The 15934-nt window shown below is 60.0% G+C and carries 14 protein-coding genes; 7 read left to right on the top strand and 7 right to left on the bottom strand.

What is annotated here, in order from left to right; all coding sequences use genetic code 11:
- Positions 1-28 precede the first annotated feature (28 nt).
- Positions 29-361: a metalloregulator ArsR/SmtB family transcription factor gene (locus tag AB8B33_RS18815; protein ID WP_113320860.1), complete on the bottom strand. Its 333-nt coding sequence runs from the start codon at positions 359-361 to the stop codon at positions 29-31.
- 56 nt (positions 362-417) lie between these two features.
- Between AB8B33_RS18815 and AB8B33_RS18810 the strand changes: the two genes are divergently transcribed.
- The 6 genes from AB8B33_RS18810 (at position 418) to AB8B33_RS18785 (ending at position 8946) form a co-directional block, all read left to right on the top strand.
- Entirely contained in the window at positions 418-900 is a 483-nt protein-coding gene (locus AB8B33_RS18810; RefSeq protein WP_439016492.1) for an SRPBCC domain-containing protein, read from the top strand.
- A gap of 11 nt (positions 901-911) precedes the next feature.
- Entirely contained in the window at positions 912-1268 is a 357-nt protein-coding gene (locus AB8B33_RS18805) for a hypothetical protein (protein ID WP_113320858.1), read from the top strand.
- 241 nt (positions 1269-1509) lie between these two features.
- Positions 1510-2535: a phosphogluconate dehydrogenase (NAD(+)-dependent, decarboxylating) gene (gene gnd / locus AB8B33_RS18800; RefSeq protein ID WP_113320857.1), complete on the top strand. Its 1026-nt coding sequence runs from the start codon at positions 1510-1512 to the stop codon at positions 2533-2535.
- Between the two features lie 147 nt (positions 2536-2682).
- Entirely contained in the window at positions 2683-4758 is a 2076-nt protein-coding gene (locus tag AB8B33_RS18795) for a mechanosensitive ion channel family protein (RefSeq protein ID WP_439016491.1), read from the top strand.
- Between the two features lie 202 nt (positions 4759-4960).
- On the top strand, positions 4961-7567 hold the full coding sequence (gene mprF, locus AB8B33_RS18790; protein ID WP_439016490.1) for a bifunctional lysylphosphatidylglycerol flippase/synthetase MprF: 2607 nt from the start codon (positions 4961-4963) through the stop codon (positions 7565-7567).
- Positions 7564-8946, top strand: a complete 1383-nt coding sequence (locus AB8B33_RS18785; RefSeq protein ID WP_439016489.1) for a virulence factor family protein — start codon at positions 7564-7566, stop codon at positions 8944-8946. The genes mprF and AB8B33_RS18785 overlap by 4 nt, the downstream gene beginning before the upstream one ends.
- A 61-nt stretch (positions 8947-9007) precedes the next feature.
- Here AB8B33_RS18785 and AB8B33_RS18780 read toward each other — a convergent pair whose 3' ends face one another.
- The 6 genes from AB8B33_RS18780 to ruvC all read right to left on the bottom strand — a co-directional run bounded on the left by AB8B33_RS18780 (position 9008) and on the right by ruvC (position 13369).
- Positions 9008-9571 carry a DinB family protein gene (locus tag AB8B33_RS18780; RefSeq protein ID WP_439016488.1) on the bottom strand — a complete coding sequence of 188 codons (564 nt, stop codon included), beginning with the start codon at positions 9569-9571 and terminating at the stop codon, positions 9008-9010.
- Positions 9572-9686: 115 nt separating this feature from the next.
- Positions 9687-10199 (bottom strand): NUDIX hydrolase, encoded by a 513-nt coding sequence (locus AB8B33_RS18775; protein WP_113320853.1) that lies wholly within the window; start codon positions 10197-10199, stop codon positions 9687-9689.
- A 4-nt stretch (positions 10200-10203) separates the two neighbouring features.
- Entirely contained in the window at positions 10204-11106 is a 903-nt protein-coding gene (locus AB8B33_RS18770) for a metallophosphoesterase (protein WP_439016487.1), read from the bottom strand.
- Positions 11107-12144 carry a Holliday junction branch migration DNA helicase RuvB gene (gene ruvB / locus AB8B33_RS18765; protein ID WP_183735182.1) on the bottom strand — a complete coding sequence of 346 codons (1038 nt, stop codon included), beginning with the start codon at positions 12142-12144 and terminating at the stop codon, positions 11107-11109.
- Between the two features lie 70 nt (positions 12145-12214).
- Positions 12215-12829, bottom strand: coding sequence for a Holliday junction branch migration protein RuvA (gene ruvA, locus AB8B33_RS18760; RefSeq protein ID WP_037103812.1), 615 nt, complete (start codon positions 12827-12829; stop codon positions 12215-12217).
- Positions 12830-12841: 12 nt separating this feature from the next.
- The gene (ruvC, locus tag AB8B33_RS18755) at positions 12842-13369 is read right to left on the bottom strand and encodes a crossover junction endodeoxyribonuclease RuvC (RefSeq protein WP_037103815.1); all 528 of its coding nucleotides are present in this window, start codon (positions 13367-13369) and stop codon (positions 12842-12844) included.
- A gap of 247 nt (positions 13370-13616) precedes the next feature.
- Here ruvC and AB8B33_RS18750 point away from each other — a divergent pair, with 247 nt between their 5' ends.
- Positions 13617-15932 (top strand): methyl-accepting chemotaxis protein, encoded by a 2316-nt coding sequence (locus AB8B33_RS18750; RefSeq protein WP_439016486.1) that lies wholly within the window; start codon positions 13617-13619, stop codon positions 15930-15932.
- Positions 15933-15934: the final 2 nt, after the last annotated feature.

The raw sequence follows: 15934 nt of genomic DNA, 5'->3' as shown, positions 1-15934 counted from the left end.
ATAGAGCCGCGACGATTGCCGCCGCAAGTTAGTGGGAAGGGCTGTCGAGGTCGCTCCTCAGCCGGTCGAGAATGGACAAGGCGTGGCCGGCATAGGCGCTGATCCAGCGGTCATGAATCTGCTTGATCGGCAGGCTGTTCAGATGGTTCCAGCGCTCCCTTCCTTCCTTCCTGGCAATCACCAGATCGGCTTCTTCCAGCACCTTCAAATGCTGCATGACAGTGCAGCGATCCATCTCCGGAAATGCTTCGCAGAGCGCACCTGTCGTGCGCGGCTCTTCCTTAAGAAGATCGAGAATATCGCGGCGGCGGCGATGCGCCAGCGCCTTGAAAATGGGATCGTCATCCGATTCGCTTGACATGTTATCTTTTTATAACATAATTGAACCAGATACAACGGAGAAGAGGAGGAAGTCGCATGTCCCTCAATATTCGCGTCTCGGGCCGCATCGGCCGCCCGGTGGCTGATGTCTTCGATGCGGTCGTCAATCCGAAGAAACTGTCGGGCTATTTCACCACGGTGGGCGGTGCCAGCGCGCCGCTGGTGCAGGGCACGACGGTGACCTGGTGGAAAGATGTGCCGGTTGAAGTGGTCGAGCTCGTGCCTGACAGCAAGATCGTGCTGCGCTGGGATGGCGCAGCAGACGAGGAGAAGAAGCCTTACAAAACGCTCGTAGAGATGAATTTCAAACCGCTTGATGATGGTGGCACCATGGTGACCATCGCCGAGGATGGCTGGCGTGAGGATGCGCCGGGGCGCCGCGGAACCTACCAGAATCTCGAAGGCTGGACGCAGATGTTCTGCTGCATGAAAGCCTTCGTCGAATACGGCATCAATCTGCGCGAAGGCATGTTCCTCAGCGAGATGCGGGGTGAGCAGGCCAAAGCGCAGGAAGGTTGAGGGGAAGCGTCATGAATGATCTGATCTATGGCGGCGTCGACGTTGCGATGAAGGTTCCGCCGCATCAGTACGAAGCCACCGTTTCCTTCTATCGCGACATCGTGAAACTGAAAGAAATCGAAGGGGACGATATCTCCTTCGAGCTTGGGCCGATCCGGCTTTGGATCGACCGTGTCGAGACCATGAGCCAGGCCGAGCTCTGGCTGGAATTCATGACGCCGGATTTCGATCGTGCAGCGGAGTACCTGGAGAAGGCCGGTGTTCCGCGCTGCGATCCCATCGAGCCACTGCCACCCAATCTTCGCGGTGGCTGGATCCTCAACCCAACTGGCATCGTACATCTGGTACGGGAGACCAGCCGCAATTAGCGGCGAGCTGAACCGGTGCCGAGCAGGCAGAAGTGATCATATAGCCGCCGATGAGGCGGCTATATGTCAGTTGGAGGGTTGGAATTACGCTCTAAAGACGGCAGATTGCTAAGTGCGGAAGGCATAGCCCTGCGCAAGGTGCAATAGACGCACTCGCTTTCGTGACAGAGACTTCGCTTGCCTGTCACGATGCGGGTGTTAGTTTCCGGAATCATATCGATTAAATCCCAGGAGATTTCAGATGCAGCTTGGCATGGTAGGTTTGGGCCGTATGGGCAATTACATGGTCCAGCGCTTGATGCGGGGCGGCCACGAATGCGTGGTCTATGACGCCAAGCCGGAAAGCGTCGCCGAGCTTGCTGGCCTTGGTGCGGAAGGCAGCGCCTCGCTCGAAGAATTCGTCTCGAAGCTCGCGCGCCCACGCGCCGTCTGGCTGATGCTGCCGGCTGCGATCACCGACAAGGTGATCGCCTCACTTCTTCCGCTGCTGCATGACGGCGATATCCTCATCGACGGCGGCAACTCCTATTATCATGACGACATCCGCCGTGGCGCGGAACTCATCACCAAGGGCATCCACTATGTCGACGTCGGCACCAGCGGCGGCGTCTTCGGCCTCGAACGCGGCTATTGCCTGATGATCGGCGGCGAGAAGGGTATCGTGCAGCATCTGTCGCCGATTTTCGCAACGCTGGCGCCGGGCAACGGCACCGCGGAAGCCTCGCCGAACCGCACGCCGGAAGCTGCAGCTCTCAGCACCGCCGAGCAGGGTTTCCTGCATTGTGGCCCGCATGGTGCCGGCCACTTCGTGAAGATGGTTCATAACGGCATCGAATATGGTCTGATGGCCGCCTATGCCGAAGGCCTCAATATCCTGAAGCACGCCAATGTCGGCGCCCTGACGCATGAGGCCGATGCCGAGACGGCACCGCTTTCCCATCCGGAATATTACCAGTACGATTTCAACCTGCCGGAAATTTCCGAAGTCTGGCGCCGAGGAAGCGTCATCACCTCCTGGCTGCTCGACCTGACGGCCGATGCGCTGCACAAGGACCCGGCCCTTAACCAATATGCAGGTCGTGTTTCAGACTCCGGCGAAGGCCGCTGGACGATCATGGCTGCCATCGACGAAAGCGTGCCGACCCCGGTGCTCAGCGCCGCACTGCACGGTCGTTTCTCCTCGCGCGACCAGGACGAGTTCGCCAACAAGGTGCTTTCGGCCATGCGTGCCGGCTTCGGCGGCCATGCCGAGAAGCCGCATAAGTAATCTAAGCGCATTGTTTTATGTCAGCCGCCGGTCCGCGAGGTTCGGCGGCTTTCTTTTGGTCGTCACTACGGCCTAGACCGTTTGTTCGTCTGGCTTTTCGGCTGCAGCACTTGCATAAATGCCTGACGTGTAAAACCGGAGGCGGGCATGGGGCGAATTTCTGCGATCGGCATCTGCGGCATCATGGTGTTGCTTTCTCTTTTCAGCGCCGTTTCCGCACAGACGACGCCGGCAGCTTCCGCTGACGTTGCGCCACCGCCTGCCCAGGTGCGACAGATGATGGAGCTGATGCAGACGCCGGAGGTCAAGCAATGGATGGCGACGCAGATGGCGGCGCCGGCAGCTTCTGACGGCAATGACCAGGAAATGTCGATATTGTCCGACCGCCTTCAGCACGCCCGCCGACACATCGCCATGGTGTCTGGTGCGGCCATGACGCTGCCATCAGAAATCGCGCGGGCTTCATCGCTTTTTCTTGGCGAATTGAGAGCGGCCGGTCCACTTCGCATGGCGGCGCAATTTCTTGCCATCCTCGTCACCGGATTCATCGTCGAAATCCTGGTGCGGAGGGCCGTGCGTGAAAGGCGGGAGCGAGCAGCGCAGATGACCGGCACGCGGCTGGCCGCGCGCGTTATTCCCGCCATCGTCTTCGGTCTCGCAACGGGGCTTGCGTTGGTCAGCTTCAACTGGCCGCCGATCAGCCAGAATATCGCGATCGCGATCGCCATCGCTGTTGTTGTGCAGCGTTTCGCCGTTTCCATCGGTGGTGTCATCGTCGATCTCGTCACCCTGCCGCGCGGCGAGGGCGAGACCGTTGCGGTTGACCCGGCCGTCGCGCAATTCTGGTTTCGGCGCTGCACGCTATTCGTCATCTATTTCGTTTTCGGCTGGGTCGTTCTCCAAGCGATGGAGCCGCTGGGCTATTCGATGGCCACGCGATATCTGGTCGGCTATGTGCTGGGCATCGGTCTTTTCCTGATCGCGACCGAAGCAGTCTGGTCACGACCGGGAAATGAAACGCGGCGCAGCCATGCCGTCACCTGGCTGCTGACCCTTTATTTCGTACTGCTCTGGGGCATCTGGGTCTTGAGCTTCGATTGGCTCCTCTGGGTCTTGATCTATCTCCTGCTGCTGCCGCGAGTGCTTGCCGTATCGACGCTCGCCGTCAAATCCTTCCACCATGCCGAAGCGGGCTTCCTTGCCCAGCGGCGTATTGCGACCGTGTTGCTTGATCGCGGTGTGCGGGCTCTGATCATCGCCTTTGCGGCGATCTGGCTTGGGCGCATGCTCGGCGTCGAAACTGCTATGATGATGACGTCGAACGAAACGATGATCGACCGGGTGGTGCGCGGCATCATCGGCGGCATTGTCATCCTGCTTGCGGCGGACCTGCTCTGGCATCTCGTCAAGGCCTATATCGACGGCAAGCTACTGGATTCTCCTGTCGATGGCCCAATCGGCGACGAGGAGAAAGTCAAGCGCGCTCGTCTGCAGACGTTACTGCCGATCTTCCGCAACATCATCGCGGTCGTTATCGCCCTGATCGCGGCCCTTATGGTGCTCTCGGGCGTCGGTATCGAAATCGGGCCGCTGATTGCCGGCGCCGGTGTCGTCGGCGTTGCGGTTGGCTTCGGCGCGCAGACCATCGTCAAGGATGTCATCAGCGGCATGTTCTATTTGTGGGACGATGCCTTCCGCGTCGGCGAATATATCGAAAGCGGCAGCCACAAGGGTGTGGTCGAAGCCTTCAGCCTGCGTTCCGTTAAACTTCGCCATCACCGCGGGCCGCTGACGACGGTGCCTTTCGGGGAGCTTGGGGCCGTCAAGAACCTCAACCGCGATTGGACGATCGACAAGATAAGCCTGAACGTGACCTACGACACCGATCTCGTGAAAACGAAGAAGATCATCAAGCAGATCGGCCAGCAGCTTCTCGAAAACCCCGAGTGGGGTCCGAATATCATCGAAACGCTGAAGATGAAGGGTGTGGAGCAGTTCGGCGAATTCGCAATCGAGCTCCGCCTTTCTATGATGACCAAACCCGGCGAGCAGTTCGTCATCCGCCGCAATGCGCTGGCGATGATCCGCAATGCCTTCAAGGAGAACGGCATCGAATTCGCCGTTCCGACCGTGCAGGTTTCGGGCGAGCGCGAGATTGAGGCGAACGTTGCCGCAGCGCGTTACGCGGCTCAAGCCCGTGCCGGGGGTGAGCCGGCCGCCTGATCTTCTAATGCAAGGCGAAGCTTACGAAATTGCAATGCGATCGAGCCTGTGCACTGCGCAAATTTGCCCCAATTGAGGATGAAGGAGGCGGCAAGTGCGCGGGTGTGGGTAGCCGCAACATGGTTCATAGAGCTTGCATGTTGCTTATGTTACGTCTCTCAAAAGAGATTCCCGCCAGATTGGCAATTGCAGCAGGTACGAGATGTCGGGTCACGGCAAGTTGGAAGAGAATTCAGAGACTGATGAGGGCTTTTCCTTTGGCGCAGTTTTCCGGCGCTATCGCACTCCGCTGACGGCTCTTGCCACGCTCCTCATTTTTTGCCTTGTCGGCTACGCGATCATGCAGCTGACAGATGAAGTGCGCTATGACGACGTCGTCGAGGCCCTGGCGGAAACGCGGCTGAGTTCGATCCTGCTCGCCTTGTTCTTTACCGCGCTGAGCTTTATGGCACTCGTCTTCTACGATCTCAACGCAATCGAGTATATCGGCAAGCGGCTGCCTTTCCCGCATGTCGCGCTCACGGCCTTCAGTGCCTATGCGGTCGGTAACACCGCTGGTTTCGGCGCGCTTTCGGGTGGAGCGATCCGTTACCGCGCCTATACGCGGCTTGGGCTTTCGCCTGAAGATATCGGCCGCGTCATCGCCTTCGTGACGCTGTCCTTCGGCCTTGGCCTTGCTGCCGTGTCGGCGATCGCGCTTCTCATCATCGCCGATGAAATCGCGCCGCTGATCAGTGTCAGCAGCCTGTGGCTTCGTATCATCGCGGCTGTCATCTTGGCGATTCTCGGCTCCCTCATGGTGCTCGGCCGCGAGGGCCGGGTGATCGAAATCGGGTCGATCGCACTTCGCTTGCCGGATTCGCGCACTTGGTCGCGTCAGTTCCTGGTGACCGCCTTCGATATCGCAGCCTCCGCCACTGTGCTTTACGTGCTCCTGCCGCAGACGGCGATCGGCTGGCCGGTGTTCCTGGCGGTTTATGCGATTGCCGTCGGGCTTGGCGTGCTGAGCCATGTGCCGGCGGGCCTCGGCGTTTTTGAAACAGTCATCATCGCTTCGCTCGGCAGCGCGGTAAATATCGATGCCGTTCTCGGCTCATTGGTGCTCTACCGTCTGATCTATCATGTGCTGCCGCTCTTGATCGCCATCCTTGCGGTCTCCGCCACGGAGCTACGCCGCTTCGTGGATCATCCGGCTGCTTCCAGCGTGCGGCGCATCGGCGGGCGGCTGATGCCGCAGCTTCTTTCGGCGCTGGCGCTGCTCCTGGGCGTCATGCTGATCTTTTCGAGCGTGACGCCGACGCCCGATCAGAATCTCGAATTCCTCTCCAATTATCTGCCGCTGCCGATGGTGGAAGGCGCGCATTTCCTCTCCAGTCTGCTCGGCCTTGCACTTGTCGTTGCCGCCCGTGGCCTCGGCCAGCGGCTCGATGGTGCCTGGTGGGTGGCGGTGTTTTCTGCCGTTGCCGCTCTGACGCTCTCGCTGCTGAAGGCGATTGCCCTTGTCGAGGCGGCCTTCCTCGCCTTTCTGGTCTTCGGCCTGTTCGTCAGCCGCCGGCTCTTTACCCGCCATGCTTCGCTTCTCAATCAGGCGATGACGGCATCCTGGCTGATGGCGATTGCCGTGATCATCGTCGGCGCGGTTGTCATCCTGCTCTTCGTCTATCGCGACGTGGAATACAGCAACCAACTCTGGTGGCAGTTTGAATTCGCGGCGGAAGCGCCGCGCGGACTGCGTGCCGTACTCGGCATCACCATCATTTCCTCGGCGATCGCCATTTTCAGCCTGTTGCGGCCAGCGACCTTCAAGCCGGAGCCGGCGGATGAGGAGGCGGTGCGCCGTGCTGTCGAGATCGTCGAGAAACAGGACAGTGCGGACGCCAATCTGGTGCGCATGGGCGACAAGTCCATCATGTTCTCGGAAAAGGGCGATGCCTTCATCATGTATGGCCGGCAGGGCCGCTCGTGGATCGCGCTGTTCGATCCGATCGGCGACCATCATGCGGTGCAGGAATTGGTCTGGCGTTTCGTGGAAGCGGCGCGCGCCGCAGGCTGCCGCGCCGTCTTTTACCAGATCTCGCCGGCGCTGCTTTCACATTGTGCGGATGCGGGTCTGCGCGCCTTCAAGCTCGGCGAGCTTGCAGTGGCTGATCTGCATACCTTCGAGATGAAGGGTGGCAAATGGGCGAATTTGCGCCAGACCGCAAGCCGCGCCCAGCGCGACGGTCTGGAATTCAGCGTTGTCGAACCCGTCGATATCCCCGGAATCATCGACGATCTCTCGGCCGTTTCCAACGCGTGGCTCGAGCATCACAATGCCAAGGAGAAGGGCTTCTCGCTCGGCGCCTTCGATCCGGACTATGTGGCGTCGCAGCCGGTCGGCGTTCTCAAGAAGGGCGGCCGGATCGTTGCCTTTGCCAATATCCTTGTCACCGCGGCGAAAGAGGAGGGGACGATCGACCTGATGCGCTTCTCGCCTGATGCGCCGAAGGGGTCTATGGACTTCCTGTTCGTGCAGATCATGGAATATCTGCGCATCCAGGGTTTTACGCATTTCAACCTCGGCATGGCGCCCCTCTCCGGCATGTCGAAACGCGAGGTGGCGCCCGTTTGGGACCGTATCGGCGGTACCGTCTTCGAACACGGCGAGCGCTTCTACAACTTCAAGGGGCTTCGCGCCTTCAAATCCAAGTTTCATCCGCACTGGCAACCGCGCTATCTTGCGGTTTCAGGAGGGGGCAATCCGATGATCGCATTGATGGATGCGACATTACTGATCGGCGGCGGATTGAAAGGGGTAGTGAGAAAATGATGAAAAAGTTACTGTTTGCTGCTGCGTGCGTCAGCATGCTCGCGGCTGCGCCGTCTTATGCTGCGGATGAAACCACCCAGACCTTCGAGACTGGCCTTATTCCTTCGCCGCATATCTTCCTGCCGCAGGGCGAGGTGAAGGGCGCCGTCTTTCTGATTTCGGATGCAGCCGGCTGGGGAGACAATGAAAAGACCGAAGCAGACCGTCTGGTTTCGCAGGGTTCCGTCGTCATCGGCGTCGATTTTCCGTCCTATATGGAAGCGTTGAACCGCTATGACGTCAGTCTCAACGACGGCTGCATCTACACGGTTTCCGATATTGAGTCGCTCAGCCAGCAGGTGCAGCGCGCCGCCGGCAACAGCCCCTATCACCTGCCGATCGTTGCCGGCATCGGCGAGGGCGGCGCGCTGGCGCTTGCCATTGCCGCACAGACACCCGATGCGACGATCGGCCAGACATTTGCCGTCGATCCGCGTGCCGGCATTCCGTTGAGCAAGGAGCTCTGCACCCCGGCCACGAGGAAGGTGGTCGGCGACCGCAGTGTTTATGGGCTCACCGATGGCGCCCTGCCGGATCCTGTTATCGCCACCTTCACGCCTGCTGCCGATAAGGACGGTCGCGCTCACGTGGAGGATCTGAAAAAGGCGCATGAGGCGATCGATATCCGCGACTCGTCCGATGATGCACAGACTGTGTTTGCCGATACGCTCGACGATCTGGTGACGGCTTCGGGCGCCTTCGACAATCCGCTCGGGCTGCCGCTTGCCATTCTCGACGCCAAGCCGAACCTCGATACGATGGCCGTGATTTATTCCGGCGACGGCGGCTGGCGCGATATCGACAAGGAAGTAGGCGGCATGCTGCAGAAGGAAGGCATTCCCGTCGTCGGCATCGACTCGCTGCGCTATTTCTGGACGGAGCGGAAGCCGCAGGAAACGGCCGACGATCTCTCTCGTATCATCGAATTCTACCGCAAACAGTGGAAGGTTAAGCACGTCTTGCTGATCGGCTATTCCTTCGGCGCGGATATCCTGCCCGCTACCTATCAGCTTCTGAAACCTGCCGAAAAGGCGGCAGTAGCGCAGATTTCGCTTTTGTCGCTATCGCACCAGGTCGATTACGTCATTTCCGTCATGGGCTGGCTCGGCCAGAAGACGGATGGGGCAGGCGGCGATCCCATCAAGGATCTCAAGGGCGCCGATCCGAAGCTCGTCCAATGCGTCTACGGCAAGGATGATGATGACGACGTGGCTTGCCCCGCCGTGAAGGATGTTGGCGGCGAGGTCATCGAGCTCCCGGGCGATCATCACTTTGACGAAAATTACGATCTTCTGACCAAGACGATCATTAATGGCCTAAAGGCGCGCGTCAAAGGATGAGTATTTCTGGCTCACGCAATTCCGAATGCAAAAACCGCTGCGCACTTTTGCTGGAATTGCTCTAACGCATCAGCATCTGTTCACTCCAGCCAAGGGCGGCGATCTCGCCGCCCCGAAACCTCGCATCGTCGTCGACAATGAATTCGTCGAGTTGCGGCGGAGCGACGCTGCTGCCGGCCAGCATGGCATGTACCTGTCCGCGGTGATGCGTCTGATGTTGGAAAAGGTGGCTTAGTACATCCTCCATACGCTCTCGCTGGGTGCGGCCATCGCGCTGAAGCTCCACGGTCGAAGCAAGCCTCTCGAGTGTCAGCCCTTCGCAGATTGCAACAAGGCGCTGGTCGACCTTCGCCTGTTCTGCGGAGAGCGATCGGATATCGTCAAAGGGTTCTTCGGTGTCGAAAGCGTTAAGGCCGAGCGTGCCGCCTTCCAGCCCATCGACATAGAACCAGTCGACTGTGAGGATGTGGTTCAGCGTCGATTTGATCGATGGGAAAAAGCTTGTGCGCGTGGCCTCGAATTCACCGGACTTGAGGGTTGCGCAGGCGGCAAGAAGCCGGTTGTTCGCCAGGGCATTGTTGTAGGCAAGCTTTCGGAACATGCGGCAGGGGTCGAAACTCGGCATCGCGTCTCCTCCTTGGAGCATTTCCGTTTATCTCCGAACCACGGAAATGATTTATCTCTTTGTTTTCACGCAACTCTGAGTGCATAACCGATTTCACGCTCTTGCTGGAATTGCGCTAGTCCTTGTCGTCGAGATCACCATCGCGCCACACGAGATGGCGGGGTGTGACTGGCAGATTTTCAATCTCGCCGGCAAGGAAATAGGGCGGAATATCGAGCGCGGTCAGGGCCTGGAATGTTGCGGGCACCCATTTGAATTCCAGATGGTTGTCGCCGTCCTCCACCCGATGAATGATCTCATGCGTGCGGAAAGGGAAATTCTCGGGTATTTCCATGAGATAGTAGAAGCCGAGTTCGTGCCACTCGCGGCCTTCATAGTGGAAGAAATTCTCGACGATCCAGAGCAGGCGGCCGACGGTCACCTCGACACCGAGCTCCTCCATCATCTCACGCTTCAATGTTTCCTCCGAAGTCTCGCCAATCTCGGCCCGACCGCCAGGGATGGTCCAGAAAGGTTCGTGAACTGCGCGATGGACAAGCAGGTGCCCGTCACGAAAGCCGAGCCCGGCGATGCGGTAATTGAAGCGCTGACTGCCTGCATTGAGGCGAACGACGGTTCGCTTGGGCATGACGTTATCCGAGATCGATGACCACAATTTCCGGCGGAACGCCGAAGCGGATAGGCGCCATGGAGCAGCCGAGCCCGCCGGAGACGATAATATTACGGCCGTTTTCGACGATATGGCCGTAGGCATAACGGTCGCCATAGCGCGAGGGCACGACTGGCGAATAGCCGAAAAGGCGGATCTGTCCTCCATGCGTATGGCCGGACAGTGTCAGCGATACTCGTTCGGGCACGCGTGGAAATATATCGGGCTCGTGGGCAAGGAGGATAACGGGCGCGTCGTCGGAAACCTGCGCAAGCGTTCCGCCGAGATCGTCGAGGCCTTGCATCCGGCTGCGGCCCCATTTCCTGCCCGGCAGGAGCGCCAGCTGGTCCTCCAGACCCGCCAGCCAAAAGCCATTCCCGTCCTTTTCCAACCGGGTGGCACGGTTGCTGTAAACGGAGATGCCCGCTTCGGCCAAGGCTCTGTGCCCGAAAGTATCGCCTCCGCCAATCTTCTGTGCGGTCCTGTCCTCCCACCAATCATGGTTGCCCATGATCGCATGGACGCCGAGCGGGGCCTTGAGCGTTGCCAGCGCCTTCGACCATTCACTGGAATGGACATAGCGCGTCACCATGTTCATGCCGGCCGCGTAATCGCCAAGCAGGAGCGTGATATCACCTCCCAGTTCGTTGGCGTGGGCGCAGATCGAAGCGATGCGGGCTGTGGACATCCAGGGTTCGCAAGCGTGAAGATCAGCAAGTGCGACAAGCCGCAGCTTCAGGCCGGGCGCCCACCCTGGCGGGGTCAGCGCGTAACGGGAAATCGCAGGCCGGGCGAGTGGTTCATAGGCGAAGGCATATCCGCCGAGTGCCGTGAGGCCGGCAAAGCTGCCGCCCATGAGTTTGAAAAAGCTGCGCCGGCTGATCAATCAATCGTCCTCCCGGAACAACCCGAACTGAGCAGCCTCCATATCCTTCGGCGGCTGCATGCCGAGATGTTTCCATGCGATTGCGGTCAGAACGCGGCCGCGCGGCGTGCGCTGGATAAAACCCTGCTGGATCATATAGGGCTCGATAATGTCTTCGATCGCGTCGCGCGGCTCGGAGAGGCCGGCGGCGATGGTTTCGATGCCGACCGGGCCGCCGCCGAAATTGACGGCGATCATGTTGAGGTAGCGCTTGTCGAGCTGGTCGAGGCCCATATTATCGACCAGCAGGCGCGTGAGAGCCTCGTCGGCGATCTCGCGAGTGACGGCTTCGGCCCTTGCGACTTCGGCGAAGTCGCGCACGCGGCGCAGCAGGCGGCCGGCAATGCGCGGGGTGCCGCGGGCGCGCCGCGCGATCTCGCGGGCGCCGTCATCGGTCATGCCAAGGCCCATCAGGCGGGCGCCGCGGCGGACGATCAGCTCCAGTTCCTCCACCGTATAAAAGGAGAGACGCACCGGAATGCCGAAACGGTCGCGCAGCGGTGTCGTCAGCAGGCCGAGGCGGGTGGTGGCGGCAACGAGCGTGAATTTCGACAGGTCGATCTTCACCGAGCGGGCGGCAGGGCCTTCACCGATGATGAGGTCAAGCTGGAAATCCTCCATGGCTGGATAGAGGATTTCCTCGACCGCCGGGTTGAGGCGATGGATTTCGTCGATGAAGAGAACGTCGCGCTCTTCGAGATTGGTCAGCAGAGCGGCCAGATCGCCGGCCTTTGCGATGACGGGGCCGGAGGTCGAGCGGAAATTGACGCCGAGCTCTTTTGCCATGATCTGCGCCAATGTCGTTTTGCCAAGGCCGGGCGGGCCGACGAAGAGAACGTGGTCCAGCGCCTCACCGCGGTTTTTGGCCGCTTCGATGAAGATCTTGAGATTGGCGCGCGCCTCCGCCTGGCCGGTGAACTCGTCCAGAGACTGCGGGCGCAGCGTGGTGTCGAAGTCTTCGCCACGCTTTTCCGGCGTTATCAGGCGGGCATCAGTCATTGGGTATTTCCGTTAGAAGCTTGCTCAAGTCCATACACCAAGCGGCCTGCATTGACACCCTGTGGGGCCATCAGCGTGAGAGTTCCCGCAGGCCGAGGCGGATCAACTTGGCGCTATCCGCATCTTCGCCGGCCGTCTTCATGGCGGCGGCAACCGCATTGGCCGCCTGATCACGCGAATAGCCGAGATTGGTCAAGGCCGAAACGGCGTCGGCAACGGGGGCTGCGGCCACGCCTTCGCCGATCTCCTGCTTGAGGCCGATATTGATCGCCTCGCCGGCAAAGGCGGGCGCCTTGTTCTTGAGCTCGGTGACGATACGGATCGCGACCTTGGGACCGACGCCCTGAGCGCGCGAAACAGCCGTTTTGTCCTGCAGCGCGATGGCATTAGCAAGCTCGGGCGGAGTGAGAGTCGAAAGCACGGCGAGTGCCACTTTCGCGCCGACGCCCTGAACGCTCTGCAGCAGGTTGAACCATTCGCGTTCGAGCTGCGTCTGGAAGCCGAAGAGCTTCAGTTGGTCCTCACGCACATAGGTTTCGATAAAGAGCACGCAGGCCTCTCCGACGGAACCTAGCTTCGAGAGCGTGCGCGCCGAGCAAAAAGCGACGTAGCAGACGCCGTGCACATCCACGAGCACGTAATCATCGCCGATCTCATCAATTGTGCCTTTCAGCTTGCCGATCATGATCTTGTTCCGTCAGGGGTGGGTTTGGTGAGCGCCGGCGATTGCCTGCCGCATGCGGTTTGCGCCACGGTGATGAGCATGGCAGATGGCGATCGCCAATGCGTCGGCAGCGTCGTCGCCTTTGAACTCCGCCTTCGGCATCAGGATCTTCAGCATCATGTGGATCTGCTTCTTTTCGCCGTGGCCGACGCCGATGACGGTCTTCTTCACGGCGTTTGGCGCATATTCCGATACCGGCAAACCCGCACGGGCCGGCACGAGCATGGCGATGCCACGGGCCTGGCCGAGCTTCAGCGTGGCGACCGCGTCCTTGTTGACGAAGGTCTGTTCGACGGCGGCTTCCTCCGGTTTGTAGGAATGGACCACATCAGCAAGACCGTCATGCAGCTGGCAGAGGCGCGAGGCGAGATCCATGTCGCCATCCGAGGTGACGGTTCCCGAGGCAACGAAGCGCAGCGAATTGCCGAGCGTATCGATGATGCCCCATCCCGTGCGGCGAAGGCCGGGATCGATACCGATGATGCGAATCGTGTTTTGCATGGTTCACCCTATAGCGATGGTGAAATAAGTGCCATCGATATGTGAACAAAACAAAAACATGCCTTGTTTTTGCGGGACCGCATTTACCGCGAATTAAACCGAATGCCTGAATTCTAATCCATCAAATGTGAGAGGAGCCGGCTTTCGCAAAGCTTAAGGCTTCCGATGCTCTGTTTGCAGTTCAACCGGTGGGTGATGTCTCCATGATCCACTCGCCGGCGGCGCCGTTCCGGAAGGGTTCGTTTTCATGGCTCAGAGATTTCAGTCCCTGTCCTTCAAGGTGATAGCCACCTTCATCCTGCTGACCACGCTTTCGGTCGCGGTGATCAATATCCTCGCCTATTTCGCCAGCAGCCGCGTTTCCGACGAACAGGCGCTGAAGGCCAAGGAGAGCGTGCTGATCTTCCGCGGCGACATGCTGCAGGACCAACTCGAGCAGCTTGAGAACCAGGCAACCTCGATTGCGCGCATCGAAGCGCTGCAGATGTCGATCACCAACCTGAAGAGCGGTTGGAAGACGATGGAGAAGAGCTCCGGCGATGCTCGCGGTGAGCTGAAGAAGGTCTTCATCACGAACAATCCGAACCCGGCCGACCAGCGCGAGAAGCTCGCAAAGCCGGAGGGTCCGAGCGGTTTCTATTATTCGAGCCATGAGAAGACGCAGGGCGAAGTGGCGCGTGACCTCGCCGATACCGCCTTCAACGACCTCTTGATCGTCGATCTCGACGGCACCGTGCTCTATTCCTACAAGAAGAATGACGACTTCGCCGAAAACCTGAAGTCGGACGCCTGGAAATCGACCGGCGCGGGCATCGCCTATGCCAAGGCAATCGAAAACACCACCAAAGCGACGGACGATTCCGCGCCGACGGCCTTCTCCGGCTTGCGTGTCGATGCCGGCAGCGGCAAGTCGGCGATCTTTTATGCCGTGCCGATCGTCAAGCTCGGCCAGGCGAAGGGACTGATGCTGTTCAAGGTGCGCGACGATATCGTCACCAGCATTCTGGCAAAGGGTATCGTGTCCGGCAGCACGGCAAAGACGGCCATCATTTCGGCTGATGGTTCGGCCGTTGGTCTCAATGCATCCGGCCAGCTTGCGACGCTCGATGCTGCACCGTTCACCTTCATCAAGGACGCGCTTGCGAGCTCTGCGATGACGGTTTCAGATTTCGATCGCGCCGACGGTGCGGCACGCGCCTACGTCCGCGGTATCGATTATCGCGCTGACCGTTTCCTCGTCGTTGAAAGCGTGCTGCTCAGCGAATTGAATGCCGGCTCTATCGAGGTCGCCACATTGCTGACCTCGATCGGCATTGGCGTTCTCGTTGTCATGGCGATTGCCACAGGCCTTATCACCAACTTCCTGTTCTCGCCGCTTGCCCGTCTTGCCGGCGTGACGCGCGAAGTCGCTGACGGCAAGCTCGGCGTCGAGATCGGCAGCCAGAACCGCCAGGATGAGATCGGCACGATGGCGAAAGCGCTTGCTCGCTTCAAGCAGTCGCTGATCGAAGGCCGCGAGCTCGAAGCTGCGAGCGAGCAAACGCGCATGCGGACTGAAAGCGAGCGCCAGCAGAATCTGGCTCAGCGCGAGGCGGAGGCCCGCAGCCTGCAGGATGTCGTCGCGGCACTCGACGAGGGGCTTCACCATCTGGCGAGTGGTGATCTGGCCTACCAGATCGAAACCCGCTTCCCGAGCGAGCTCGAAAGCCTGCGTGTGAACTTCAACGAGGCACTGGCGACGCTTAACGAAACGATGACGGCGATCGGCGGCAACTCCATGGCCGTCCGGGCCGGTTCCGAGGAGATGCGGACGGGTGCCGATGAACTGGCCGGCCGCACCGAGCGCCAGGCAAGCTCGATCACGGAGACGGCCAACGCGATCAGCGCCATCACCCAGTCGGTGCGCGTACAGATCGAACGCGCCGAGCAGGCCGCGCGCATCGCCCGCGATGCCAAGAAGGAGACGATCGGCTCCAGCCAGATCATGCGCGAGACGATCGCGGCGATGGAAGCGATCCAGGCGTCTTCACGGCAGATCAACACCATCATTTCGGTCATCGACGATATCGCCTTCCAGACCAATCTGCTGGCACTGAATGCCGGCGTCGAGGCGGCACGCGCCGGCGAAAGCGGCAAGGGCTTTGCGGTCGTGGCCATGGAGGTACGCGAACTGGCGCAGCGGTCTTCGAGCGCTGCCAAGGAAATCTCCAGCCTGTTGCAGAAATCCACGCATGAGGTGGAAAGCGGCGTGGCGCTCGTTGAAAGGGCCGGCGTTGCGCTGACCGGCATCGGTGGTCATGTTGAATCCATCAACGGCCAGATCAACGAGATCATGGAATCCACCCGTGAAGAGGCCGACACCCTGCGGCAGATCAACAGCTCAGTCGCCGAGCTCGATTCCATGACGCAGCAGAATGCGGCGATGGTCGAGGAGACGACGGCTGCAATCCACCGTCTGGCAACCGAAGCTGTGGAGATGGACCGCCAGCTCGGCAATTTCACCCTTGCTGAAGGGTATCAGCAGCAGAGCGCCGACATGCATCTGCTGCGCAAACGGGCGTGATT

This window comes from Rhizobium sp. 768_B6_N1_8 (assembly GCF_051811225.1).
Lineage (GTDB): Bacteria > Pseudomonadota > Alphaproteobacteria > Rhizobiales > Rhizobiaceae > Rhizobium.
Note: the sequence above shows the minus strand (reverse complement) of the source record. Positions and strands in the feature narration are given on the sequence as shown.